This is a genomic window from Lentisphaera profundi, assembly GCF_028728065.1.
Taxonomy (GTDB): domain Bacteria; phylum Verrucomicrobiota; class Lentisphaeria; order Lentisphaerales; family Lentisphaeraceae; genus Lentisphaera; species Lentisphaera profundi.
This window is the reverse complement of record NZ_CP117811.1, coordinates 1,100,199-1,127,096: the sequence shown is the minus strand read 5'-3', so window position 1 is coordinate 1,127,096 and position 26,898 is coordinate 1,100,199. Positions and strand designations below refer to the sequence as shown.

The 26,898-nt window shown below is 40.5% G+C and carries 24 protein-coding genes and 1 riboswitch; of the genes, 17 read left to right on the top strand and 7 right to left on the bottom strand.

What is annotated here, in order from left to right:
• Nucleotides 1–14 precede the first annotated feature (14 nt).
• The 10 genes from aroE to hisD all read left to right on the top strand — a co-directional run bounded on the left by aroE (nucleotide 15) and on the right by hisD (nucleotide 9,544).
• Nucleotides 15–863 (top strand): shikimate dehydrogenase, encoded by an 849-nt coding sequence (gene aroE, locus PQO03_RS04620; protein WP_274151493.1) that lies wholly within the window; start codon nucleotides 15–17, stop codon nucleotides 861–863.
• Complete coding sequence (locus PQO03_RS04615; RefSeq protein ID WP_274151492.1) at nucleotides 856–2,010, top strand: prepilin peptidase; 1,155 nt, start codon at nucleotides 856–858, stop codon at nucleotides 2,008–2,010. The genes aroE and PQO03_RS04615 overlap by 8 nt, the downstream gene beginning before the upstream one ends.
• On the top strand, nucleotides 2,007–2,642 hold the full coding sequence (locus PQO03_RS04610) for an alpha/beta fold hydrolase (RefSeq protein WP_274151491.1): 636 nt from the start codon (nucleotides 2,007–2,009) through the stop codon (nucleotides 2,640–2,642). Before PQO03_RS04615 ends, PQO03_RS04610 begins: the two co-directional genes overlap by 4 nt.
• A complete protein-coding gene (locus PQO03_RS04605) occupies nucleotides 2,635–3,369 on the top strand; it encodes a methyltransferase domain-containing protein (protein WP_274151489.1) in 735 nt (244 codons plus the stop codon). The genes PQO03_RS04610 and PQO03_RS04605 overlap by 8 nt, the downstream gene beginning before the upstream one ends.
• Nucleotides 3,362–4,687, top strand: a complete 1,326-nt coding sequence (locus PQO03_RS04600) for a YihY/virulence factor BrkB family protein (protein ID WP_274151488.1) — start codon at nucleotides 3,362–3,364, stop codon at nucleotides 4,685–4,687. The genes PQO03_RS04605 and PQO03_RS04600 overlap by 8 nt, the downstream gene beginning before the upstream one ends.
• Nucleotides 4,687–5,424: a biotin--[acetyl-CoA-carboxylase] ligase gene (locus PQO03_RS04595; RefSeq protein ID WP_274151486.1), complete on the top strand. Its 738-nt coding sequence runs from the start codon at nucleotides 4,687–4,689 to the stop codon at nucleotides 5,422–5,424. The genes PQO03_RS04600 and PQO03_RS04595 overlap by 1 nt, the downstream gene beginning before the upstream one ends.
• 126 nt (nucleotides 5,425–5,550) lie before the next feature.
• On the top strand, nucleotides 5,551–5,958 hold the full coding sequence (locus PQO03_RS04590) for a hypothetical protein (RefSeq protein WP_274151484.1): 408 nt from the start codon (nucleotides 5,551–5,553) through the stop codon (nucleotides 5,956–5,958).
• A gap of 220 nt (nucleotides 5,959–6,178) precedes the next feature.
• Nucleotides 6,179–7,492: a DEAD/DEAH box helicase gene (locus PQO03_RS04585; protein ID WP_274151483.1), complete on the top strand. Its 1,314-nt coding sequence runs from the start codon at nucleotides 6,179–6,181 to the stop codon at nucleotides 7,490–7,492.
• A gap of 121 nt (nucleotides 7,493–7,613) precedes the next feature.
• Nucleotides 7,614–8,255, top strand: a complete 642-nt coding sequence (locus PQO03_RS04580; RefSeq protein WP_274151482.1) for an IMP cyclohydrolase — start codon at nucleotides 7,614–7,616, stop codon at nucleotides 8,253–8,255.
• A 2-nt stretch (nucleotides 8,256–8,257) separates the two neighbouring features.
• Nucleotides 8,258–9,544 carry a histidinol dehydrogenase gene (gene hisD, locus PQO03_RS04575; protein ID WP_274151481.1) on the top strand — a complete coding sequence of 429 codons (1,287 nt, stop codon included), beginning with the start codon at nucleotides 8,258–8,260 and terminating at the stop codon, nucleotides 9,542–9,544.
• A 231-nt stretch (nucleotides 9,545–9,775) separates the two neighbouring features.
• On the opposite strand, the gene PQO03_RS22055 is transcribed toward hisD, so the two are convergent.
• From PQO03_RS22055 to PQO03_RS04545, 7 genes are all read right to left on the bottom strand, one after another.
• Nucleotides 9,776–9,898: a transposase domain-containing protein gene (locus tag PQO03_RS22055; protein WP_420792851.1), complete on the bottom strand. Its 123-nt coding sequence runs from the start codon at nucleotides 9,896–9,898 to the stop codon at nucleotides 9,776–9,778.
• A gap of 247 nt (nucleotides 9,899–10,145) precedes the next feature.
• Nucleotides 10,146–11,618: an IS66 family transposase gene (gene tnpC, locus PQO03_RS04570; RefSeq protein WP_274150713.1), complete on the bottom strand. Its 1,473-nt coding sequence runs from the start codon at nucleotides 11,616–11,618 to the stop codon at nucleotides 10,146–10,148.
• Nucleotides 11,619–11,664: 46 nt separating this feature from the next.
• Complete coding sequence (gene tnpB, locus PQO03_RS04565) at nucleotides 11,665–11,976, bottom strand: IS66 family insertion sequence element accessory protein TnpB (protein WP_274150714.1); 312 nt, start codon at nucleotides 11,974–11,976, stop codon at nucleotides 11,665–11,667.
• A gap of 190 nt (nucleotides 11,977–12,166) precedes the next feature.
• Nucleotides 12,167–12,511: a P-II family nitrogen regulator gene (locus tag PQO03_RS04560; protein ID WP_274151480.1), complete on the bottom strand. Its 345-nt coding sequence runs from the start codon at nucleotides 12,509–12,511 to the stop codon at nucleotides 12,167–12,169.
• Nucleotides 12,512–12,529: 18 nt separating this feature from the next.
• Nucleotides 12,530–14,032, bottom strand: a complete 1,503-nt coding sequence (locus tag PQO03_RS04555) for an ammonium transporter (RefSeq protein WP_274151479.1) — start codon at nucleotides 14,030–14,032, stop codon at nucleotides 12,530–12,532.
• Nucleotides 14,033–14,447: 415 nt separating this feature from the next.
• On the bottom strand, nucleotides 14,448–14,792 hold the full coding sequence (locus tag PQO03_RS04550) for a P-II family nitrogen regulator (RefSeq protein ID WP_274151478.1): 345 nt from the start codon (nucleotides 14,790–14,792) through the stop codon (nucleotides 14,448–14,450).
• Between the two features lie 18 nt (nucleotides 14,793–14,810).
• Entirely contained in the window at nucleotides 14,811–16,307 is a 1,497-nt protein-coding gene (locus PQO03_RS04545; protein WP_274151477.1) for an ammonium transporter, read from the bottom strand.
• Between the two features lie 515 nt (nucleotides 16,308–16,822).
• Here PQO03_RS04545 and PQO03_RS04540 point away from each other — a divergent pair.
• The 7 genes from PQO03_RS04540 (at nucleotide 16,823) to clpB (ending at nucleotide 26,689) form a co-directional block, all read left to right on the top strand.
• A complete protein-coding gene (locus PQO03_RS04540; protein ID WP_274151475.1) occupies nucleotides 16,823–18,337 on the top strand; it encodes a protein kinase domain-containing protein in 1,515 nt (504 codons plus the stop codon).
• Nucleotides 18,338–18,339: 2 nt separating this feature from the next.
• Nucleotides 18,340–19,080, top strand: a complete 741-nt coding sequence (locus tag PQO03_RS04535) for an ABC transporter ATP-binding protein (RefSeq protein WP_274151474.1) — start codon at nucleotides 18,340–18,342, stop codon at nucleotides 19,078–19,080.
• A gap of 77 nt (nucleotides 19,081–19,157) precedes the next feature.
• Nucleotides 19,158–19,222, top strand: a riboswitch (cobalamin riboswitch).
• Between the two features lie 145 nt (nucleotides 19,223–19,367).
• Nucleotides 19,368–21,332 carry a TonB-dependent receptor gene (locus PQO03_RS04530; protein ID WP_274151472.1) on the top strand — a complete coding sequence of 655 codons (1,965 nt, stop codon included), beginning with the start codon at nucleotides 19,368–19,370 and terminating at the stop codon, nucleotides 21,330–21,332.
• Between the two features lie 15 nt (nucleotides 21,333–21,347).
• Complete coding sequence (locus PQO03_RS04525) at nucleotides 21,348–22,199, top strand: ABC transporter substrate-binding protein (RefSeq protein WP_274151471.1); 852 nt, start codon at nucleotides 21,348–21,350, stop codon at nucleotides 22,197–22,199.
• Nucleotides 22,199–23,161 carry a FecCD family ABC transporter permease gene (locus tag PQO03_RS04520; RefSeq protein WP_274151469.1) on the top strand — a complete coding sequence of 321 codons (963 nt, stop codon included), beginning with the start codon at nucleotides 22,199–22,201 and terminating at the stop codon, nucleotides 23,159–23,161. Before PQO03_RS04525 ends, PQO03_RS04520 begins: the two co-directional genes overlap by 1 nt.
• Before the next feature lie 76 nt (nucleotides 23,162–23,237).
• Nucleotides 23,238–23,840 carry a nitroreductase family protein gene (locus tag PQO03_RS04515; protein ID WP_274151467.1) on the top strand — a complete coding sequence of 201 codons (603 nt, stop codon included), beginning with the start codon at nucleotides 23,238–23,240 and terminating at the stop codon, nucleotides 23,838–23,840.
• 266 nt (nucleotides 23,841–24,106) lie between these two features.
• Nucleotides 24,107–26,689: an ATP-dependent chaperone ClpB gene (clpB, locus tag PQO03_RS04510; RefSeq protein WP_274151466.1), complete on the top strand. Its 2,583-nt coding sequence runs from the start codon at nucleotides 24,107–24,109 to the stop codon at nucleotides 26,687–26,689.
• The last annotated feature ends 209 nt before the right edge of the window (nucleotides 26,690–26,898 follow it).

The following is a 26,898-nucleotide window of genomic DNA, read 5'->3' as shown; positions in this document are numbered from 1 at the left end:
CAGGAAAAACCTTCATGCTTAAATATGGACTGATCGGATGGCCGGTTAATCATTCTTTATCCCCCAGTATTCATAACCCTGCTTTTAAGGAAATGAATTTGAACGCCAATTATAACTTAATCGAATGCCCCCCCGATGACATCAATAGTATTATCGATGGACTAAAGGCTGAGTCATATAAAGGTTGGAATTGCACCGTCCCACTAAAAGCAGATATTATCCCTTTATTAGATTGGGTAGATAAAGAAGCTCTCGCTTGCCAAAGCGTCAATACTGTCATTGTCCAAAAAGACGGAAAACTCCATGGCTATAGTACTGATGGTTATGGCATCGAAACCGCCATCAAAGAAGAGTTTGGTATATCACTCAACAACAAAAGAGTTTTGTTTGTAGGCGCAGGCGGAGCCGCGAGAGCAGCTGCGGCGAGAATTGCTAAATCAGGCGCTACAGCCATCACCGTCATTAATAGAAGCGAAGCTAATGCACAACTCTTATTAGATACTGCCAAACTAATGAATCCAGGCTGCGAAACACAATTCATTGCCTCCAGTGATCTATCCAAGCACACAAAGATCTGTCAAGAATACGATATCCTTATTCAATGCACTAGCCTCGGACTCAAGGACGGAGATGCCCAACCCTTCCCTAGCTCTTTACTTCATTCTTCTATTTTAGTGATGGATATGATTTATAAAGAGACCCCCTTTCAAATTGCCGCCAAAGAAGCAGGCTGTAAAACAGCAGGAGGCTTAGGCATGCTACTACATCAAGGTGTTAAATCCTGGGAAATGTGGACGGACATGAAAGCACCTGTAGAAATCATGCGAAAAAATCTAATCGAAGCAGCCTATCCTCATGACTGAAGCACAATTAATTAACTTTTTCTACAATCATTTTTTCTCTGTGGGAGGCCTCTTCACCTTCATGCTAGGTTGCTGTATTGGGAGCTTCCTCAATGTCGTCATCTGGCGACTCCCATTAGGTATGAGTTTAAGTGTCCCTGGATCTCATTGTCCCAAATGCTCAACCGAGATCAAGCTTTATGATAACATCCCTATCATTGGCTGGCTTGTTCTCCGAGGGAAATGCCGTGCCTGTAAAACCTCAATATCGCCACGCTACTTAGTCATTGAAACGATTACTGGTATAATGTGGCTATGCGTCATGTTTGCGGGTCGCCATTATCAGCTTCCCTTAAGTCAGGTTTTACTTGCGCTAATCGCAAGCTCGATACTCATTGCGGCTAGTTTAACTGATATTGAAACTCGCACCATTCCCATTCAACTCATTTATTTTGGTATTGCCTGCGCCTTCATCCTCGCACTCGCCTTTCCCAATAGCCAACTACTAAGTTCCCAGCACTCCCTCTTCGAGATCCAAGCTAACTATTCAATCTTAGATGGCTTCCCTCCTCGCCTTAGGTCACTATTTCATTGCCTCTTTAATGTTAGTATCGCTTATTCCTTTATGTATTTATGTGCAAAATTAGGACGTAAGGTATTTGGCTCTCACACAATAGAATGCGAGCCCCCCGTACAAGTCATCCTCCGCAAAGACAATTGCCAAGCCGAAGGTGATGACCCCCTCGCTTGGAAAGAAATCTTAAGTGAAAAAGATGAGAAAATTCGTTTTCATACTTGCGACAAACAAGTAGTTGAAGTCAATCGCCAGGGAAAATCTACCAAAGATGGACTTGACTACAAAATTGACCCCGAACAAAAAATATTCATCAACAAGCTCACTTTCCCTAGTGCGGTCATTGGTGGTGGCGATTTAAGTCTTATCACTCTCTGCGCTGCATTTATTGGAATCCAAGGCGCCCTCGTATCACTTGGATTTGCCAGCCTGCTAGGCATGATCTATTTAATCATTAGTAAAAAAGAAGCCAAAATGACTCAAAGAGCCATTCCATTTGCTCCCTTTATTGCAATTTTTGCTTGGTCATGGATTCTCCTATGGCCACTTTATATAGAACAAATCCGTTATCTTGTCGCATTATTAAAATCATGAAACTAATAGCTATCCCTGGCTGGGCCTGCGATCACTCATATTTCGATTTCCTTGGCCAAGTCACCTGCTTTGATTGGAGTTTTTATGCTCATGCCAAGACGAGCCCCGAAGACTTCTTAATTGCAGAAGCAAATCAAGAATTTATTTTTATCGCCTACTCTCTTGGGAGCTTATATATTGATAAGGCCCTCGAATCACCTCTCTGCAAAGGCATTATTTGCCTGAGTGGGTTTAATGCTTTCTGTGGCAACCATAATGCCGACCCTAAACTCATTGAAAAAATTGATCAAATGCAATTAGGCCTCAAAGAAAACCCCCACAAGCTCATTAAAAATTTCCAACAATTGGCGGGTAGTGTTAGCCACGAAAAAGAATTCTATAACGTCACTGCATTATCTAAAGGTCTTGATCTGCTAAAAACTAAAATATTGGCCCCTACCCATTCAGATACCAAAGTCCTTTTACTCCGCGGACGAAAGGATCGTGTCTTGCACCCTAAAGTTTCTCTACAATTATCCAAAAACTTCCCAAATGCCGAGATCCATGTACTAACTGAGGAAGCACATGATTTAAGCCAATCAGTAGCAGCGCTTGAACTCATTGAAACTTTCATTGGGAAATGTCATGATTAAGGGCAATTTCAATTCTCACGCTCAGAACTATGATAAATACGCACAGATACAAAGGCGCATTGCTAGTGCTCTCATCGAAAAGATACCTCATAATTTCAAAGCCCTGCGAATCCTAGAAATAGGCGCTGGCACTGGCTTCATTAGTCAAGAACTCAAACAACGCTTCCCTAAGGCAAGTATATTAGTATGTGACCCTGCACCTGAGATGATTAAAGTAGCCTCAGAGAAACTAGGAACTGAATTCGATTTCCAGGTATGTGAACTCCCTAAGACTAGCCATAAATTTGACATCATCATTTCGAGCATGGCCATCCAGTGGGTCAGGGACTGGGATTCGTGGATGAAAGACATTGCGAATCTCGCAAATAATAAAGCCATCATCCTAGTCGCCACCCCTACTGCAGGCACACTAGAATTCTTGCCTCAAGCTTTCAAAAAAGCTCAAATTGAATACAAAGGCTTGCTCTACCGCATGGCGGAAGACTTACAAAAATCAGCAGAACAATGCCTCTCTCAAGTGAATCATTCGACTCATGACTTTTGTGAAAATTTCAATTCCTCGATTGAATTTTTTAAAAAAATCCACCGTATAGGGGCAAATGTTGAAGAAAAATTAAGCCCCGGCCAACTTAGAAAATTGATTAAAGAATGTGAAAAACTTAAAACGCACAATATATTAAACGCCCGATACCAGGTAACCTTTCTACAAGCACAAAACTATGATTAAAATTTTAAAAAACACCCACGATAAAATTTTTGCCGGCATATGGGAAGCGGAAGTCGACGAACTTAACTACCTACATAAGCTTAGAATAATTACTCTCAGGTGCATAAGAGTGCTTATTAATGATTTCAATAAAAACAACCTCACCCTCCAAGCCTCTGCTTTAACCAACATTACTGTCTTATCTATGTTGCCGACTCTCGCTTTTGTCTTTGCCTTTTCAAAAGCCATGGGTTTAGCCGACATGATCCGAGATCAGCAAGATTTTTTCTTCGGCGAACTCCCGGAGCAAATACGTGAAATTTTAACACAGATATTCACTCTCATTGATCAAGCTAACCTGAAAGCTGTAGGATTAGTAGGCATCTCTATTTCTCTATTTACGGCCATTAGCATGATGAGCAAAATTGAGCATTCGTTCAATATGATCTGGGGCATCAAAAAAAATCGTGACCTGATGACCAAAGTTAAAGAATACCTTTTCATATTCGTCACACTTCCACCAATTCTCATTGCCACGGCTTCTGCCAACGCCTTCCTTGCTAGCGATAAAGTACAGCAGTACTTAACTTCCAACCTCTATCTTGGCGAAGGCATTTTTGAATTTTACAGCTTACTTGTAAAAATCATCAGCCCATTAATTATTGCCTTTGGCTTCACCTTCCTCTACCGTTTTTTACCTAATACCAAAGTAAAATTTCGCCCTGCTTTCATTGCTAGCTTCCTCGTCACAATTGGCTGGTCAATTACTCAATACATTTACGTCAACTTACAAATAGGCGTCTCCTCATACCCCCTTTACGGAACCTTTGCCGTTATTCCATTTTTCATGGTTTGGCTCTTTATTGCTTGGTTAATTATCCTATTAGGTGCGCAACTGTGCTTTGCTCTGCAAAACCACGCAACTTACGAAGAAGAAGATGAATACTTAAAACTGAAGGGTGAAGACCTTTATAATGCCGCCATCATTATCTGTATATCCATCTCAAGAAAATTTCTTACTGGTGAAAGCTGGGAAGCTCACATACGCTTGCAAGAACTTAAAATCCCCGTCCTTCTTGGTCAGAAGATCCTTAACCAATTAGCTGACTCTGGACTGATTATTACTGTCGGATCTCGCAATGAACTCTTTAAAGCGGGACGTGATTTACACCATATCAATTTACTAGATATTCATAATGCCGTCATGGGTGATGGATTAAAATCCTTTGTTGAAAATACGGATAGTAAGCTCGGCCTCAAGGAGAAAAATATTAATTTTGAAAAGTATAAAAATGAATTGAGTAAAACTAATTTATATAGTCTCCTCAAAGAAAAATAATGATTGACTACACGAACTTTTATTTTGACTCTATTGATTCAACCAACGAAGAAGCTAAACGGAATATCGCCAATTACCCCCACGGCTCAGTATTGTACACCAATACACAAACTTCAGGTAAAGGCCGCTTAGGTAGACAGTGGTCATCTCCTCCAGATAAAAATATTTATATGAGCTTAGTCATTAAAAATGATGACCTATCCGCAAACTGTGTCAATTCTTATGTCCAACTCGCTTCACTGGCTATTTATAATAGTTTAAACCAAAAAAGCTTAGATGAGTTAAGAATAAAATGGCCCAATGATCTCTTGGTGGACCAAGCAAAAATTGCGGGGATTTTATGTGAAGGTATTTTTGAACAAAGCAAAATGACTTCTCTTATAATCGGCATGGGTATTAACGTAAACATGACTTTCTCTGAATTAAAAAACCTCGGCCGACCTGCGACCTCGCTCCTTTTAGAGACTGCTATACCCTGGAATCGCGAATCACTGAAAAATGAAATTCTCGATCAATTCAAAAAACTTTATACAGAATACTATGACCAAGCAAGCGCAATCAGTGAACTATGGATGAACGCCGCTCAATTGAAAAACAAAACAGTCCTTTTCACTAATGACCGCAAGGAGTCCTACTTAGGAACTGTCCACGGCTTTAGCAACGAAGGTGCCATTATGATCCAATCAAATAATAACATTTTAACTTTTTTTACCGGTGAGCTCACAATAAAAAAGTAATAAATGCGTTTTGCTCTGTAAGATAAGAACAGGGACTTACGTAAATATCTGTAATAAAAGTTAATAACTTGATTTTTTACGAATCTAGAACACCTTGACTCAAATTTAACAAATGGAGCCTTTATTGTGAAAAGAAAAACTATCGCCAACTTACCGATAATGCCTCAAAAAAAAGAAGCCCGCCGTTTTACACTCCTGAGCATTCTCTTAGTTTTAGTCATTCAATTTTCCTTAATATCATGGAATACTCAAAAAGCTGAAGAACAGTCTGTCATCTATTTAAATGAAAATATCATAGGCGAATGGACCAATCAAGATAAAGTCTTTAACAAACTATCTTTTCAGCCCAATGGTTTTTGCGAAACACTTAATTTTGAACTCCCTTACGAAAAAATCAGCGACTCCGAATACCAGATTCGATCTTTTAATGGCAGCGCTGCATACACAGTCAAATATATTGATTGGAAGACAATTGAAGTCCAGTCAAATTACAGTAAAAAAAATACGAGTATTTACACAAGAAAATTTGAATAAGCATTCAATCACCATCAAATCCCAAAGGCGCATACTTTAAGTAATGCGCCTTTTTTTTATCACTTATAATAGCCGTATATATAAGAATTATTTTTTTGAGGCATTAGACTGGTGTTTTAATATGGATATACAACGATTCTGTATCCCATCCCCCTTTAAATAACTCCGTAAAAAGGAATCGATTGTTTATGATTTTTCCGGAAACCAACTCAGGATTCATATGTCTTTCGAAAACCTTGGTCTAAGGACCGAAATTTTAACTGGAATTAAATTCCAGGGTTATACTCAACCTACTCCTATTCAAGAACAGGCTATCCCTATCATCCTTAAGGGTGGTGACATTCTAGCTGGCGCTCAAACGGGCACAGGAAAAACAGCCGCTTTCACACTCCCTATATTACACCTTTTAAGTACTGGTAAAGAGCGTGGCGGACATCGCCCTAGAGCTTTGGTTTTAACTCCCACAAGAGAACTTGCTGCTCAAGTAGCAGAAAGTGTTGAACTCTATGGCAAAGGCCTAGATATTCGTTCTACAGTTATTTTTGGCGGTGTGGGCATTAATCCACAAATCCAAAAATTGCGTAGAGGTGTTGACATTGTTGTTGGTACGCCAGGACGCTTACTCGACCTAGCTGGACAAAAAGCCCTAGATCTCTCAAGAATTGAATACCTCATCCTCGATGAAGCTGACCGTATGCTTGACATGGGTTTCATTCATGACATCAGAAAAATCATTAAATTAGTTCCACAAAAAAGACAAACACTCTTTTTCTCTGCTACTTACTCTAAGGACATAAAAATCCTTTCCGAAAGTATCCTTCGCAATCCCAGCTTAGTAGAAGTTGCCCGCGAAAACACGTCGGCAGAAACAGTAGACCAAGCCGTTTATCACCTCGCAAAAACTAAAAAACGCCACCTACTCTCCAATTTAATTAAAAATGGTAATTGGAATCAGGTCCTAGTCTTTACTCGAACCAAGCATGGGGCTAATAAACTATCAGACATGCTCATTACTGATGGTATCAGCTCAGCGGCTATCCACGGCAATAAAAGTCAAAATGCTCGTACCCGTGCCCTTGCCGACTTTAAAGATAGCAAAGTACGTGTTCTCGTCGCTACAGATATTGCCGCTCGTGGTATTGATATTGATAAACTCCCTCACGTAGTCAACTATGAACTCCCTGAAATACCAGAAGATTATGTCCACCGTATTGGTCGTACTGGCCGTGCAGGATGTTCTGGCGAAGCCATTTCACTTGTATCAGTTGATGAAGCAAGCTTCCTTTTTAACATTGAAAAATTAATCAAAAAAAGCATTACTGTTAAAAACGTTCCTGGCATCACTGAAAAAACGCCAACTCACGAGCAAGCGAAACAAGCTGGTAAAGAATCAAAGAAACGTCGTAATGATAATCGCCAAAATCGTAGTAGAAGCCCTAAGCAGAGCTCTAATGCACCAAGAAAAAAAGACGGTGCTAATGATAAAAAGTTTAATCAAAAACGTCGTCCTAGAAAAAATAATCCAGATAAATAATCTGCTCAGTCCAAAGATATTATTCAGAGCTTATTTTATCACAATTTAAGCTTTGAAAAAATATATCTTTGGAGTTTATTACGACTTTAAACTAAATTATATAAAACCATAAGGATTTCTCATGTACGTAGGCCGTATCGTGTCCGTTGCAAAAACAAAAGATGGCAAAATCTGTGCCATGTATCGCGTATCTTCTAACTCGTTCCCAAATCGTCACGCTGTTGAAGTTGAGCGCGGTATTGCCATTATACCCAAGCCAGGTCATGAAGATGACATCATGAAAAACCCTTACATCGCCTACAACTGCCTACGCATTAGCCAAGATGGTCAATATGCTATCGCTACTAATGGATCTCACACTGACCCCATCACCGAAAAGATCGATGCTGGCATGAATATGCGTGACGCTCTTGTAAGTGGTCTTTTTGGTATGGATTATGAGCACGACCACCTAAATACTCCACGTATTGCCTCGATTGTGAACCTCAAAACTGGCGAAGCTGCTCTTGGTACTGTTCGTGAAGATGCACTACATGTTTCTCGTATCACGCTCGAACCTGGTCAAGCTTTTTATGTAGCCACCTATAATCACAATACCCCGAGTATTCACCTCAAAGATTCGGACTTCCATGTTGAATCCGCTGAAGAAGCTTGTGATTACATCCTTGGAAAAGGCGTATTTGCTGACTTAGAAAAACCAATCTCTGCAGTTTGTGCAATTGCTGATGGCGACAAATTTCAGGTTGCTTTTAAGGATAAATAAAAATGATACATTTGGAATTTACCGGTCGCTGTACAGCGGCATTTGACCCCCTTTTTGAACGCAATGCCTTTCCTGAAGATATTGCTGCTAGCGTAAATGAAATACTTTGCGATATTCGCAAACGTGGTGATGAAGCTATTTGTCATTACGCCAAAAAGTTTGATGGTGTAGATCTATCTGCAGGTGAATTCCATGTGAGTCAAGAAGAACTCGATGCGGCTGACGACAAAGTGGATCAAGACATCAAAGATGCCATTGATCTTGCCGCAGCCAACATCATTGACTTCTCTAGCCAAAAACTCCCGAAGGCCTGGAATTACTCTCCTCGTGAAGGTGTTCAGCTTGGAGAAAAATATGCCCCACTCTCTCGCATAGCCTGTTATGTCCCTGGCGGAACCGCCCCACTGGTTTCCACTGTTTTACATACCGCTGCCATTGCTAAAGCTGCAGGCGTCCCTGAAATTGTCATCACTACACCTCCACAAAAGGATGGCTCAGTAAATCCCGCCATTCTCTATGCTGCGAAAAAAGCTGGTGCAACTGAAGTTTTAAAACTTGGTGGTGTTTACGCTATTGGCGCCCTTGCCTACGGAACAGAAAGCATTAAACGCGCTCGCAAAATTTGCGGACCTGGCAATGCTTACGTCACCGCGGCAAAACGCCAAGTTTATGGTTATTGCTCTTTAGACTTAGTCGCTGGACCCTCTGAAGTTATGGTCATTGCTGATAAAACTGCACCTGCAAAATTCATTGCTGCTGATCTGCTCTCACAAGCTGAACATGGTTCAGGTTTTGAACAAGCCGTTATGGTCAGTGATTGTGCTGAACTTATCCTCGAAGTTGAAAAAGAAGTCCTCATTCAAAAAGAACTGCTCAGTCGCTCTGAATGTGTCGACAAAGTTTTGGATAATGGGATCTTCTTTATCAAAGTAAATGACATGCAAGCAGCTGCTGAAGTTGCCGATCTTTATGCACCCGAACATTTGGAAATCATTTGTGAAAACGCAGAAGATATAGCCAATTTAATTACTAATGCTGGCGCTATCTTCCTCGGCCCATGGACACCTGAACCCGTTGGTGATTTCGTTGCCGGCCCAAGCCATGTTCTTCCTACTGGCGGAGCGGGTCATCACTTCTCGGGCCTAACTGTTGATCAATTCTTTCGTAGAACGAGTCTTATTAAATACAGTAAAGAAGCTCTACAAAGAGAAGTCGGCGCTGTTGCGGCCTTCGCAAAAGCTGAAGGACTCGACGCTCACGGTAGAAGCGGAACTATTCGCTTCGAATAAGTCCTACCGGACGGGTAAATACCTTTATCATAAACCGGTGATCTTCACCGGTTTTTTTATGCCTAGATCTCATACAACTACATATAACTCTAGCTTATTATTAGCCATAACTTAGGGGGTTCACTCCACCTAAAGACTGCCCTGTAATCTATTGTATATACTCGATCAATAGCTCACAAAAAGTAAGCGTCAATTGAGCTGAATATTTGAATGTCTATTTCGAAAAAAAGTCTATTTTTTCCAGTTTTGCAGGAGGAGTTCCATTAAATTTTCTTTTGGGTGATCAATAATTTTCCTGAGTACATCCTCTAAGTATTCTTTTGGATTGATACCCAGCTTACGACAAGTCTGGATTAAGGAGATGATATTGGCGGCCGCCTGGCCTCCTTGTTCACTGCCGAAGATATCGTATTAATATCCTATTTCATTTTTGGAAACTCGATCTTGACCCACAATAAAAGTCATAGCGCCTTATGACTTTCACGGCTTTTATCGTGTGGTATATAGGGATTATTTTAGTGTTTTTTGAACCTGTGGCAGCTGGGGTACAAGGTAAGCGTCAATTGAGCTGAATATTTGAATGCCTATTTCGAAAAAAAGTCTATTTCTTCCAGTTTTGTGGTAGGAGTTCCATTAAATTTTCTTTTGGGTGATCAATGATTCTCCTGAGCACATCCTCTAAGTATTCTTTTGGATTGATACCCAGCTTACGACAAGTCTGGATTAAGGAGATGATATTGGCAGCCGCTTGGCCGCCTTTTTCACTGCCGAAGAAAAGCCAGTTTTTTCTACCAATAGTAAGCGGACGAATAGCGCGTTCACTCACATTGTTATCTATGCGAGCATCCGGATAAGCAAGAAAAGCTTTAAATGCTTCTTGCCGTTTAAGTAGGTACTCCATTGCCGTTTTAAGTTTGCCTTTGGGCTCACATGCTTTGTAGTAATGATCTTGAATCGTCTTTAATAGAGCTTCAACAAAAGGCTTTGTTTTCCTATTGCGAAAGCTCTGTCGCTTTGCCGAAGTACCAAGCGCCCAAGCATCCTGTTCGAGTTCAAAGAGCTTATCCATCAAAATAAGCACTTGTTTACAGAATTCGTTTGGATTGGGTGTGTCAAAAAACTTACGCCTGGCATGAGCCCAGCAAGCCTGCCAATCGATACCATCAAGCTTATCCATTTTTTCATACGCAGCAAAAGCATCGGCATGAAAAACTCCTTGAAAGTCTTTCATTCGATCTAATGTATGGGAGTGTGAACGGTCTTTGGTGAATTCGAACCAAACGAGAGGAGGGTCTGGACCATCGCCGCCGACATAAACCCAAATCCGACCTTCTTGAAGCTTACCTTTACCTTTTGTTTGAAGCTTAACAGGGCTGTCATCTGTAAAAACTCTTGATGAGTTTAAAATTTGATCTCGTAATAAATCACCTAAAGGTTGGAGAGTTTTTCCTAACTGGAGAACCCAGTTGGAAAGCGTTTGTCGCGCAATAGTAAGTCCATCTCGTTTGAATTGCTCTTCGATACGATAAAGAGGTAAATGGTCGGCATATTTTGAAATGAGTATATGTGACAACAAGCTCACATCAGCACGACAGCCTGTTATCGGATGGCTGGGAACTAGAGCGGAGATAACTCCTGCCTTGGGCTTATTTGGAATATTGTATTTACGTACACGAGTCTCTATGACTTTGTAACGACCATGAACATAAACAAGTTTTTCTGATGTATCGAATCCCATGAGTTTCAGTTCTACACCAGTTATGGGATCAACTTTTTCATCTTCGGGCAAATCAATGATTTTAATTTCGCGTTCAGCATTCTCAGGGAAATTGAAATGCGTAAAGGGCTTGCGTTTCTTCTTCTTTTTTAGGGTATTTACTTTGGGTTCTTCATCTCTTTCTGGTGAATTTGAATCGCCCAGATCCTTAAGGTATTCAGTCCACTCAGGAAAAGTATCTGAGTTATCAAAGACTACAGTCTCTTTTTTACGACCATACAGCTGGGCTTTTAGATAGGTGTTTTCCTCTTCTAAAAACACAACTTTTTTGGTGAGGTCTGAGATAGTTTTAGTCATGAAATAATATAGCATAACCCCATGATTTTTCAGCTATAAAACCAGGCTATTTGATCTTAAAATAGGCCCCTTTACAGCAGTGGATCATTAGCAGAAATTCCCGAAAACTAAGCTCAGTTTTAGCTTCGGACATGTCGCTAAAAGTTCCGCGCTCCAACTGTTTATTGAAAATACAAAAACCACCTTCATCCCAGTAGAGACCTTTCAATAAATTACGCCGTCGATTTATGAAAAGGTAGACATCTCCTGCAAAGAGATTTTCCAGATTACTTAACGCGGTTAAGCCATTGAAGCCTTTGCGGAGGTTCACGGGTTCGGGATGTAGTTTTAACTTACGATCTTTAAAATATTCTAACATTGTATCTCCTGGGGTAAGCCCAGACTCTAATTCAACTACTCTCCCTCGGGATATGGTTCAAATTGCCCTTTACCACAAAAATTCGCCATTGGTAAATCAAAGCATACTATACAATTCGCCTCTTATCGATGTAAACAAAAAAATCCCCCAGACCTAAGTCTGAGGGATTCTAGATAAACTGACTTAAAGCCTAGCCGCCAATTGCGTCTTCACCTTTTTCTCCAGTACGAATACGAATGCATTCTTCAATCGGGTAGATAAAGATCTTACCATCGCCAATCTTACCTGTTCTAGCACCTTCGATAATAGCTTCAACAGTCTTGTCAACATAACTGTCGTTGATTGCTACTTCGATACGTACTTTCTTGCGCAAGTTAACTTCTACATCAACGCCACGATAGTTTTCGTGAAAACCACCCTGTTGGCCGCAACCAAGAGCATTAGTGACTGACATACGAGAAATTTCTTTTGTATAAAGAGCCTGCTTAACTGCGTTAAGTCTTTGTGGCTGTATATAGGCTACGATTAATTTCATTGTTATATACTCCTTAAATTACTGGTTGGTGAAGATTTGGAAACCACTATAAGCTTCCATACCGTGTTCGCCTAGGTCAAGACCTTCGAGTTCTTCTTCTTCTGATACGCGGAGACCAATAGTCACTTTGATGATTGAGAAAAGAATGAAAGCACAGATGAATGCAAACGCTACGATACAAAGGATAGATTTAATCTGGCCGACGACTGTGCAACCTTCTGCTGTACCGAAGATACCTGTAGCAACAACACCCCAAGAGCCACAAACCAAGTGAACTGGGATAGCACCAACGGGATCATCAATTTTAAGCTTATCGAGTACAAGAACAGCAAGTACGACAAGCACGCCAGCAATAGCACCAATGATAATAGCATTAGTAGGACTAACAACATCAGCACCTGCAGTAATACCCACAAGACCAGCTAATGCACCATTAAGAACCATGGAAAGATCTGGTTTACCAGAAAGAGTCCAAGAAAAAGCCATTGCTGTAACAACACCCGCAGTAGAAGCAAGGAGAGTCATTACCATGATACCAGAAGTACCCATTGGATCCGCATTAAGTTGTGATCCGCCGTTGAAACCGAACCATCCGAACCAAAGTAGGAAAGCACCAATTGCAGCAACAGGCATATTATGACCCATGATTGCGAAAGTTTTACCATTAACATATTTACCAATACGTGGGCCGAGTACAATGGCACCAGCAAGAGCACCTGCTCCACCTGTAGCGTGAACTAAACCAGAACCTGCAAGATCATGGAAACCAAAATCACCTAGGAAACCACCACCCCAGCCCCAAGAGCCGATAATTGGGTAAATAACGCCTGCAAAAATCGTACAGAAGATAAGGAAAGAATTAATTTTGATACGTTCACAAACCGCACCTGAAACAATTGAAGCTGTTGCAGCGGCAAACATCGCCTGGAAGAGAAAATCAGTCCAGTAAGAGTAACCATCGCTATAAGTCATGCCCATTTCACCTGCAGTACCACCGATACCAAAACCAGCAAAACCGAAGAAAGTACCAATGCTAAAATCGCCTGGGTACATGATATTGAAACCAACTGCGGCGTAAACTAAAGTAGCAATCGCAACAATTGTGAAGTTTTTAAAGATGATATTTACTGAGTTTTTCGCACGACAAAAACCTACTTCTAAACAGCAAAAACCTAAATGCATGATAAACACAAGAACAGCACAGAACATCATGAAGACATTCGAAGTCCAGAATTTATCATCAGATGCAAAACTTAAGCTAGCTTCACCTTCTGTTGAGATAGTGTAAGTGATCACACCTGTGTAAGTTTCGCTGATACCATCATCTACGACTGTCTTACTACCTTCAATAGACGCTGATACTTCAGCTTTCTCTGACTGACTATCATAATTAGCTTTTACATCCTTCTTAAAGCTTTCGAGACTTAAACCCTCGGCTGCTGGTGCCAGTTCTGTACTGGCTGAAAGACTAAAAATGCCCGTAGCAAATAAGCTTACGAGGGCAAACATCAGTTTTTTCATTTTTGACTCCTTATTAGTTAATGATCTTCATTGATCTTGTTTAGCTCCATGAAAATACTAAAAATAGTGCAAATTTCAAGCTACATACAATAATGTAATTTAATCCTTTTTTTTACCATTTTTTGTACATATTATACATAAATATATTACTGACAATACTTTACAAAAAGATACGAGGTGTTAATTATTTAACACTCTTTCTTCAAAAAAATGAAAGATTAGTTTTTCCATTACATAAATGTAAAGAATACGGTCAAGCACTTACGCTTTCGTAGCTTACTTGAATTTTAGCTCAGTAGCTAATTTTGCTCCCTACAAAAATGTAATAGTTGAACAGAGATTAGAATGATTAGCTTAAACAAAAAAAATCCCTCAGACCGAAGCCTGAGGGATTGAAGGTAAACTAAGCTAACGCTTAGCCGCCAATAGCGTCTTTACCTTTTTCACCGGTACGAATACGAATGCATTCTTCAATCGGATAGATAAATATCTTACCATCGCCAATCCTACCTGTACGCGCCGCTTCGATGATGGTTTCCACTGTAGTATCTACAAAGGAATCATTAACGGCAATTTCCATTCTTACTTTTTTACGTAAGTTAACTTCGATTTCAACTCCGCGATAATTTTCAGTGTAACCACCTTGTTGGCCGCAACCAAGAGCATTAGTGACTGACATACGAGAAATTTCTTTTGTGTAGAGAGCCTGCTTAACTGCATTAAGTTTCTGAGGCTGAATATATGCTACGATTAATTTCATTGTTATATACTCCTTAAATTACTGGTTAGTGAAGATTTGGAAACCGCTATAAGCTTCCATACCGTGTTCGCCGAGGTCAAGACCTTCGAGTTCTTCTTCTTCTGATACGCGGAGACCAATAGTCACTTTGATGATGGAGAAAAGAATGAAAGCACATATGAAAGCAAAGGCTACGATACAAAGGATAGATTTAATCTGACCAAGTACTGTACAACCTTCTGCTGTACCAAAGATACCTGTAGCAACAACACCCCAAGAACCACAAACCAAGTGAACTGGGATAGCACCGACGGGATCATCAATTTTAAGCTTATCGAGAACAAGTACTGCAATCACTACTAAGATACCTGCAATAGCTCCGATGATAATAGCGCTAGTAGGACTAACAACATCAGCACCTGCAGTGATACCCACAAGACCTGCTAATGCACCATTAAGAACCATGGAAAGATCTGGCTTACCAGAAAGAATCCAAGAAAAAGCCATTGCTGTAACAACACCTGCAGTAGAAGCAAGAAGAGTCATAACCATGATACCAGAAGTACCCATTGGATCAGCGTTTAGTTGTGATCCGCCGTTAAAGCCGAACCATCCGAACCAAAGGAGAAAAGCACCAATTGCAGCGATAGGCATGTTGTGCCCCATGATTGCGAAAGTTTTACCATTAACATATTTACCGATACGTGGGCCGAGTACAATGGCACCAGCAAGAGCACCTGCTCCACCTGTAGCGTGAACTAAACCAGAACCAGCAAGATCATGGAAACCAAAATCACCTAGAAAACCGCCACCCCAGCCCCAAGAGCCGATAATTGGGTAAACTACACCCGCAAAAACAGTACAAAAGATAAGGAAAGAATTAATTTTGATACGTTCACAAACGGCTCCTGAAACTATTGAAGCTGTTGCAGCTGCAAACATTGCCTGGAAGAGAAAGTCAGTCCAGTAAGAGTAACCATCGCTATAAGTCATGCCCATTTCACCCGCAGTACCACCGATACCAAAGCCAGCGAAACCGAAGAAAGTACCAATGCTAAAATCACCTGGATACATAATATTGAAACCAACTGCGGCGTAAACTAAAGTAGCAATCGCAACAATTGTGAAGTTTTTAAAGATGATATTTACTGAGTTTTTCGCACGGCAGAAGCCTACTTCTAAACAGCAGAAACCTAAATGCATAATAAACACAAGGACCGCACAGAACATCATGAAGACATTCGAAGTCCAGAATTTATCATCAGAGGCAAAACTTAAGCTCCCTTCACCTTCTGTTGAGATAGTGTAAGTGATCACACCTGTGTAAGTTTCGCTGATACCATCATCTACGACTGTCTTACTACCTTCTACAGATACTGATGTTTCTTCTTTACTTTCAGTCCATGCCTCTTTCACACTTTCCTTAAAGCTTTCAATTGTTGCACCTTCGCCATTCACCGAAAGCTCTGTTGCAGCTTGTGCAGTAAATACACCCAAGGTCATTAGACACATGAGGGCAATTATTAATTTATTCATATTTGGCTTTTCCTAGTTTGTTTATTTAACTGACTAAACAGTAATTCTGTTAAGTTGTAGGAAAAATACGTATAGAAATAAAAAATTCAATCAAGTGACAAAAACGTAATAATAAGTATAAATACTACACTTATCGTAAAGTATAATCCCTAAGGTGTTAATTCAAAGAATGATATACATATATTATTATGTAGCTATAAGTCTTAAATAAAAATCAGATTAAATTCAACCGCACTAATTATTTACAATTTCGTAATTATAATCACGATATTTTCCATAAATAACATATTCATTGCGTTTACATACCTAAGTTCACTGATCCTTAAAAAGGATCTTCATAGACTACTGAGTGATCACAATCTTGCTTTATGATGAAAAATCATAGCTTATTTAACGATATAAAGACTGAACATTCGAAAGTAGTATTGACGAAACACTATATATATACGATAATTTTAAGTGTTATTTGGGCATACTTAAGGCTAAAAAAAGCTTTTAAATAGGATTGGGGTACCATGCAAGACCATTTTGAACAAACAGAGAAATCAAATGAAGATGCTTTAGTCGATGCTAAAAGCCTCATTGAATCTGACTATAAATATAAAATTGTAAAGATGCTTGCCAAAGGCGGCATGGCTTATGTGTTTCATGCTATAGATACCAATTGCCAACGCTCCGTTGCCCTCAAAATGATGATTGAGGACAAAAATAAAGAAGATGAATTAGTCAGACGTTTTATTGAAGAAGCTCAAATAACTTCGCAATTAGATCACCCCTCGATAGTGCCTATTTATGAATTTAGTCGGGCTCCCAATGGACAACCTTTTTATGTAATGAAATTGGTCAAAGGTGAAACCTTAGAAAATATCATTACTGAGTTAAAAGAAGGCAACCCCAAATATATTAAAAAGTTCCCTTTACTGCGTATAATTGATATCTTTATTAAAGTATGTGATGCGATTGCTTTTGCCGCTTCGAAAAATGTTGTTCACCGTGATTTAAAACCAGATAATATTATGATTGGTCAATACGGTGAAGTTTTCGTCATGGATTGGGGTATCTCAAAATTATGTAATATCATGGAGACTAAGGAACTTATACGCAATCAAGTCCCTACAGAACTCGATGACTCTTTTATCAGAACTATTAGTATATATAGCGAAGCAAAAATATCGTCTACCTTTCACGGCCAAATTTTAGGGAGTCCAATATACATGGCCCCCGAACAAATGTGCCCTGACTATGAAATAGATCCACGAGCAGATATCTATGCTCTTGGTGGCATCCTCTACTCTTTATTAACACTCAGCCCTCCTCACCAGTCAACAAATTTAAAAGAGATTTTTCAAGACAAAATAAAGGGCAATATAATTGCGCCATCTAAACGAATTAAACTCTTAAATAAAAACAAAGAAATCTCCGTTCCTAGCTCACTTGAATCAGTTATCCAAAAAGCCATGGCTGTAAATCCAGACAAACGTTATCAAAAAGCTAGCAGCCTAAAACATGATTTGGAAAATTGGATCAATGGTTATGCTACGGAAGCTGAAGGAGCCAGTCAAGTACGCCTCCTTAAGCTGCTCTTTATTCGCCACCGTCGCTTAGGCTTAGTTATATCCCTCCTTATTATTTCAATTATCGTTTTCATCTTCCAGATTAATAGTAAACTTAAAACTGCTATGCTCGATCAAGATGCGGCTCTCGTGCAAGCTTCTAGCAATACAGTCATTAGCAAAAAGCAACGTTCAAAGCAAATTATCCTTAGACAAAGGCTCCAAGAAAGTAAAAAAATCGCCCCGCTCTTAAGCGATTATGTGGATCAACTCATCAAAGATCAAAACCTTGACAAGGCCATTGAATTGGCCGAAAAACTCATCATCCTCGACAATAATATCAGTAACAACAAAAAACTTATTGAGCTATATATCATGATAGAAGATTTTGAAAAAGCTCATACACAACTCAATCAAGCACTCCACAACCACCCCAATGAAATCGAGCTTCTCAATCTAGTGAATAAGATCAATTAAAAATGTTAACCGTTGATAAACTCTCTTACTCAGTTGGCAACAAAACTATCCTTGCAGATATCAATTTTGACCTCCAGCACAATAGCCTCACCTGCATTTTGGGCCCTAATGGTGCTGGGAAAACGAGCCTACTTAAACAAATTTGCGGACTCAGCAAAAATAAATCAGCTACCATTAAATTTGGCGATGAAGACTTATTGGCTATGACTGAGCTTCAACGTGCAGCTCTCATTGCCTATGTGCCTCAAAAAACATCTTCTTTACCCGACTTTTCGGTAAGAGAATTCATCCAACAAGCTTCTTACTGCCATAGTGCAAAAACTCTTCCCATCGACCTTGATGCTATACTTTTAACTTGTGAGCTAAAGACGATTGAAAAACAATCTCTTTCAACTTTAAGTGGCGGAGAGATGCAGCGCGTACTTTTTGCTTCTTCTCTCTACCAAGCGAGTCCGCTGATTCTTTTAGATGAAGTCACTGCAGGACTTGACCCCGCCCATCACGACTCTATCTGTCAGCTCATTCACAAAACCAAAGAACTCCACAAGCTCACTTACTTATGGGTCACTCATGATATTAATGCCGCCCTACGCTATGCAGATAGGATTCTCATATTAAAAAATTCTAAGCTCATTTTTGATGATACACCAGATGCTTTAAAGAACGGTATCTTGCTCTCGGAGATCTTTGAAAAAGAATTCAAAGTCCTTAGCGATGAACAGGGACAAAAATACCTAATCTAGTCAAAGCCACACTTGACGAATTCTTTAGTGACGCTAATATCATCGCCATCCTGAGCTCTACCTGCTTAAATGAACAGGGGAATCCCGTGAAATTCGGGAACGGACGCGCCACTGTAAGCCTTTTAAGGCCAGTCAGAACACCTCGGCCTGATTGTCTTCGCGATATAGACATGAAAATGGTATAGCTCAATAGAAAACATTTGTACACGAATGTTCTGCCCTGATATACCTATTTAGTATGTCGAGGTTATTCATACGTATGTTTTCAACAAGGCATAAGAAATATAATGAACTACAAACGCTATTTTATTAGTCTATTAGTTAGTGGTGCGCTCTTCGCACAAGAAAATGAAGAAAGCTCTAACACCACAAATCCCACTCAGGAAACAACTCCTACAGAAACACGTTTCATAACTGCCAGCAGAGATGAAAGACCACCAGAAACTTTGGCGGCTAATGTGACTATTATTGGTCCCGAGCAGATTGCTCGAAGCAGTGCTCGTAATGTTGCCGAACTCGTTAAATACGAAGCTGGCGTAGATGTCAAGAAAAAACTCAACACTCCTAATTCATTCCGCGTCGATGTCCGCGGTTTCGGTGAAGTTGCCTCTGCCAACACTTTAATCCTAGTCGATGGCAGAAAAATTAACGCTCCTGATCTCAGTGGCATGAACCTCGGCACTATCCCTTTAAATCGTGTAGAGAAAGTCGAAATATATCGCGGTGGTCGCTCTGTTTTATATGGTGATAATGCTACCGGCGGGGTCATTAATATCATCACTCGCAAAGAAAATCCCGATAACAAAAAGGCACACACACTGACTCTCAGTGCAGAAGTTGGTTCATACGAATACTACCGCCTAGGTGCGAGTCTAGAAGGTTTTTCCGATGACCTCTACTATGCTTTTGACTCGAGTTTCACTGAAAGCGATGGCTATCATGATAATAGCTCAAACAGGACAAAAACTATCGGATTCAGTGTAGTTTCTACTGAGTTTGAAAACTTAGAACTTTTTGTTGCCGGTGGGAAAAGTGAATCTCACTACAACATCCCTGGCCCCCGAAATGGTCAACGTGATAGCGCAAGTTACGATGGTTACTATGGCGACCTCAGAGAGCAGTATATAACTATCACACCGAAATACTCTATTACTGATAAAGTGGATCTTGAGCTTCAAATGAACTACCGTGAAGCTGAGACAAAATATACTTATCCAAAAGCATGGGGACCTTCCCCTGAGAGATATACCTCTGAAGATATTAGCTTATCTCCAAAACTCACCATTAGAGATAGATGGAATAACATTAACAATACCTTTATTGTTGGTTTAGATCATCGTTACAGTAAAATGGAAGACTATGGTCCAGATAAAACTCGTCGTTCTACTGGTGCTTATATTTATAACTCTAGCGCTTTTTTAGATGACACTCTCTTCCTAGATCTAGGTTACCGTCGCGAAGCCGTGAGAATGAACCTCAATAATGATGAAAATTACGACACTAATGATTTAGATGCTTTTAGTGCGGGTGTGACTTACAATTACGCTGATCATAGCAAAGTTTTCCTTTCTTATGATAGATCTTTTAGAACTCAGCGCGTTGATGAACTTGGTGGAATTAATTTCAATGAAGCTTTAGATCCCCAAATCACCAAAACCTGGCAAACGGGTATTAAACACCAATTTAATGACCAATGGACGGCTGATCTAACGCTTTTTCATATTAAATCAGATAATGAAATTTTCTATGATTCCACCCTCCCTGGAGTTCGGTCTCCTGGGCAAAATACTTCCTATGGCCAAACTAAAAGAACAGGCGTAGAACTCGGTGCTCAATTTCAAGCTACTGACAACTTATCACTCTATGCTAACTACACCTATATGGATGCAGAACTAGAGAAAGACAGTTTAAGTGATGATGCGAATGATGGCAATACTATTCCTGGAGTACCAGAAAAATTTGCCAATTTCGGCTTCTCTTGGGACTTCATTGATCGTTGGAATCTCAATATGAATGCTCATTGGAATGATGATCAGTACGCTGAATCTGACTACGCAAACAATGCTGATAAGCAAGATAGTTTTATTACTGTCGACGCTAAAGTTACCTATACTTGGGAGTGGCTGTCGGTCTATGGTGGAGTCAACAACATCTTTGATGAAGAATATAATGAATTCACTTCAACTAATGGTGAATATACGGCTCCAGAACGTAACTTCGTTACGGGCTTTGTAATTACCCACGAATTCTAAAAAGAGAAATTGATGATGTCGCTGAATAAAATTTTATACCTCTTTGCTTTTACGGCCCTAACTTGTTTTTCACAACAAGCAGAACCGATTCAGCGCATCATCTCATTAGCCCCTTCTATCACTGACACCCTCTACACCTTGGGTGTAGAACATAAATTAGTCGGCATCACGAGTTTTTGTCCACAACCAAAATCTGGGCGAAAAATCGTTTCTGTCGGCAATATGAATCCATCGCTAGAAGCCTTATTAGTTTTAAAGCCCGACTTGGTGATCACTCTCCATAGCGATAAACGCACTCTTGACAACTTAAAAAAGGCAGGTGTACGAACCTTAAGCATTCGCAATCAATCACTCGCAAGTATTTATGATTCCTATATTAAGCTTGGCGGAATTTGTGGCGTCGATAAGGCTGCCTTAAAACTTCGTTCACAAACAAAAGAGAAGTTTGCGAAGCTCGCAACAACACACCAAGATACTCAGCAAAAAACTCTTATCCTCATCTCACGACTCAGTAGTAGCCCAGGAAAAATCGCTCCTTGGGCAGCTAGTAACAAAAGCTTTTATGGTGAAATCTTATCTGGTCTCAAAGGTCATTCAGCCATTACAAGTGATAAATGTTTTTACCAACTCTCTGCAGAAGAGCTCATTCAATCCAATCCAGATATAATCATTATTCTCGGTCCCATCGCTCTCAGCAAAAAAGCTCAAGACGCCGAAATAAAAGCCTGGCAAATACTTTCATCTCTTTCCGCCGTCCGCAAGCAAGAAATTCATTTTATTACTAATGCTCACATCATGATCCCTGGCCCAAAGATCCAAGAAAGTATGAAAGACTTCAGTAAAGTATTGCAGCAAGCTAGCCCCTAATGAAAAATAGCCTTCCCTGCATCCTTAGCCTTATTGCCTTAATCTTTTGTCCTCTCTATGGCTTCAGTGAAATTGATATAGAAAATATTTTCAATCCCCAACATCAGCAGTACTTCATCTTTTGGGAATTGCGGATGCCTCGCATTATCCTTTGTTGGATATGTGGTGCCGGTTTAGCTATTGGAGGCATGGCTTTCCAAGCACTCTTTCGCAATGAATTGGCCAGCCCATTTACTCTGGGCATCTCAGGCGGTGCGGCTTTAGGTGTTGCTATCCTCACTATGGTAGAAATCCAAATCATCAATGAGTATTCTTCTATCATCTATTCCCTAGCAGCTTTTTTAGGTTGTTTAATTGCCATCTCTTTCATTCTTCTTCTTCATCGTCTACGCCCCAATTCTCCCATTAGCGACTTGCTCTTGGGTGGCGTCGCGCTCTCCTTTATCTTCAATAGCCTCATTCTTTTCATTCAATACATGGCTCGCCCCGATGATATAGCACGTATGGTTTACTGGATGATGGGCAGCATGCAAATTGTTGGATATAAACCCTTGCTTTATATCTCTCCCTTAATCCTTCCCGCTATCCTTATTATCTACTCCCTGCGTAAAGAACTCGACCTTCTCTTTAGTTGCGAACAATTGGCGGCCACTCGGGGTGTTCAAATACGCAAAAACCAAAGACTGATCTTTCTCGCTGTATCTCTCATGAGTGCCGGACTCGTCTCACTCTGTGGCCCTATAGGTTTTGTCGGACTCGTCGTCCCCCATATATGTCGCAGAATCTATGGGCCGGGACATAAAACCCTCTTTTGGCAAAGTCTCTTTTTCGGTGCTTTTTTTCTTTGTTTTTGCGATCTTCTATGTCGAGTTCTACCCTCACAAGGTGAACTGCCCATTGGAATTATGACGGCTTTGATTGGAACGCCTTTCTTTATATACATAATCTTTAAAAAAAGGTAGCGCTCACTCAGCCTATAACTTGCTTTACATTTAGCTCTCGCATATCTTCATCCTGTCTTAAATAAAGGAGAGCACTATGAATACCCTCGACACCATCCGCGCACGTCGCTCAGTTAAGCACTATGATGCCACACATGTAATGACTGATGCTGAAATCAAGGAATTACTTTCCTTAGCTATGTTATCCCCCACCGCCTTTAATCTTCAACACTGGCGATTCCTTGTCGTAAGCGACCCCACTTTGCGCCAAGAAATCCGCAAGGTCGCTTGGGACCAAGCACAAGTCACCGATTCATCCTTATTTATAGTCCTCTGTGCAGATACCCAGACTTGGCAAAATAATTCTGCGCAATTATGGAAAAATGCTCCCCAAGAAGTTCAAGGTTTTTTAGTACCTGCCATTGATAAGTACTATCGCGATAAACCACAAATCCAACATGACGAAGCCTTGCGTTCCTGTGGTATTGCCGCACAAACACTCATGCTGGCAGCCAAAGCCATGGGCTATGACTCCTGTCCCATGGATGGTTTTGATTTTGACGCCGTGGCAAAATTAATTAAACTTCCCGATGATCACATCATTTCCATGTGCCTCGCTATTGGTAAAGGTACTGTGGAAGCCTGGGACCGCCCTGGCAAGTTTGATTATGAACAAGTTGTCATCAACAATAACTTTTGATGTCACACGAGCTTCTCACTCATTTCATAGGCGTTTTTATGAGCTCTTTCACTCTTATGAAGCCCTTTGCCATATTCAACTTTAATCACTGAGACAGACTGTCATCATAAATAGTGCCAGTAAGACAATACTCTCTCTCCACCAAGCGGATTGAAGCTCCACTTATATATATAAAACCTTAATAACAAAACTCTTAACGCCACTACAGAAACTCTTGGCACCTCGTCTTTTAATAAGGAGCTATATTATAACTAAAGGAATATATTATGGATATTAACAAATTTACCGAAAAATCACGTGAGGCCTTAAATGAAGCTAAGGCCCTTGCCACTGATATGCACCATCAACAACTCGACCTCGAACACTTTTTCTTGGCTTTACTCAATCAAGAAAGAAGCCTGACAGCTCGAATCATCGATCGTTGCGAGGCTTCCTCACAGCAATTTATTAATGAACTAAACACAGCCTTGGATGGCAGAGGTAAACTCGATAGTCCAGCGGAAGTCTATTTTTCTTCACGCTTCACTCCTTTTGTAGCAAAAGCTGAAAAAGAAGCCAAAAAAATGGGAGATACTTACCTCAGTGCGGAACATTTTTTATTAGCTGCTACCCATGAAAGTAAAAATACCGATATTGGACGACTTTTAAATCAATTTAATATCAAGCACAAAAAAATAAGCGAGGCATGCATGAGCATACGTGGTGGACAAAAATGCGATTCTCCAAACCCCGAAAATACCTACGAAGCTTTGGAGAAGTATGGCTCTGATCTAGTGGAATTAGCCCGCAGTGGTAAACTCGACCCCGTCATTGGTCGCGATACCGAAGTGCGTTCCATTGTACGTATTCTTTCACGTAAAACAAAGAATAACCCCATCCTTATTGGTGAGCCTGGTGTTGGTAAAACCGCTATTGTCGAAGGCTTAGCACAACGTATTGTTCGTGGTGATGTGCCTGAAGGACTGAAAGACAAAACCATTTTCTCTCTCGATATGACTGCACTCATGGCGGGAGCCAAATTTCGTGGTGATTTTGAAGAAAGATTAAAAGCTGTTCTCAAAGAAATCAAAAACGCCGACGGACGTATCATTCTCTTCATTGACGAGATTCACACCATCGTGGGTGCCGGAAAAACTGAAGGTTCTTCTGATGCCGGTAACATGCTCAAGCCTATGCTCGCTCGCGGTGAACTCTACTGCATTGGTGCAACTACTTTAGATGAACATCGTAAGTACATCGAAAAAGACGCCGCTCTCGAACGCCGTTTCCAGCCGGTTATGGTGGATGCCCCCAATGTCGAGGATACTATCTCGATCTTACGTGGCCTTAAAGAGCGTTTCGAAGTTCATCATGGAGTTAAAATTGCGGATACCGCACTCGTGGCTGCTGCTATACTCTCGGATCGTTATATCTCCGACCGTTTCTTGCCTGATAAAGCTATTGATTTAATGGATGAAGCCTGCGCTTCCATTCGTACCGAAATCGATTCTATGCCTGCTGAACTTGACGAAATCACTCGACGTATCATGCGCTTGGAAATTGAAGAAGTCGCTCTTAAAAAGGAAAAAGATAAAGCCTCTAAAGAACGCTTACAGCAGCTTCGCAAAGAACTCGCTGACCTCAAAGAAAGTTCGCAAAGCATGCGCGCTCAATGGCAGAAAGAAAAACAAGCCATCCAAGCCGTCAGCTCCAAACGCGAACAGCTCGATGAATTGCGTACCGAATTTCAAAATGTGCAGAATACACAAGATTATGAACGTTTGGCTCAAATTCAGTATAATGACATCCCCAATCTTGAGGCGGAAATCAAAAAGCTCGAAGAAGAAGCCGCCAAAGTTCAAGAAAGTGCGCTCATTCACGAACGAGTAGAAGAAGACGAAATTGCCGATGTCGTGGCACGTTGGACGGGCATTCCCGTAACTCGACTTGTGGAAGGGGAAAAACAAAAACTCCTTAAGCTTGACGAAACGCTTCACGAAAAAGTCATTGGCCAGGACGAAGCCGTTCAAGCCGTGGCCGATGCCGTTATTCGCGCTCGTGCAGGGATCAAAGATCCTCGCCGTCCAATCGGTAGTTTCATCTTCTTGGGCCCCACTGGCGTAGGTAAAACTGAACTGGCAAAAACTCTAGCTTATTCTCTTTTTGATTCCGAAGAACTTATTCGAATTGATATGAGTGAGTACATGGAAAAACATTCAGTTTCACGTCTCGTTGGTGCGCCTCCAGGTTATGTCGGTTACGAAGAAGGTGGTTATTTAACTGAAGCCGTACGCCGTAAACCCTATTCTGTTGTGCTCTTTGATGAAATTGAAAAAGCCCACCCAGACGTTTTCAATATCCTACTGCAACTCTTAGATGATGGTCGCCTAACGGATTCACGTGGTCGTACTGTAGATTTTAGAAATACAGTGATCATTCTGACTTCTAACATTGGCTCAGAGCACCTCTTAAAAATACAGGGTGATGATGAGGCTCAAGACAAAGAAGCACGAAATCAAGTCATGAATCAACTCAGAGCGTCCTTTCGACCTGAATTCCTCAATCGTATTGATGAGATTGTCCTCTTCAAACAATTGCAGAAAAATGAGATTGTGAAAATTGTTTCACTGCTCACTAAGGACTTAAGTAAACGCCTTAAAGAACAAGGAGTTATTCTCAGTATTTCTGATGAGGCCAAAAACTTCATTGGTGAACAAGGCTATGACCCCATTTATGGAGCTCGTCCTCTCAAGCGTTACCTACAGCGACAATTGGAAACCATGATTGCGAGAAAAATCTTAGATGGAAGTCTTGAAAATGATAAGTCTATCAATATTGAATTGCTCAATGATGAATTAGTTATTCAATAAAGTCTAGGAAACTTCATTACTGAAGTTTCCTCAATAAGGCTATAGGTGAAATTAAGTCTCAATTGCACTTGGAACATTAAGGATTGAGAGTACCATTCATTTATCAATGTTCTTTTAGAGCTTGTTTGTTTATATAGGTATTGAAAGGGAGACTGAAGTCTCCCTTTTTTTTATGCTCATTCCATATAAATATCGTTTTCTCTATCTTC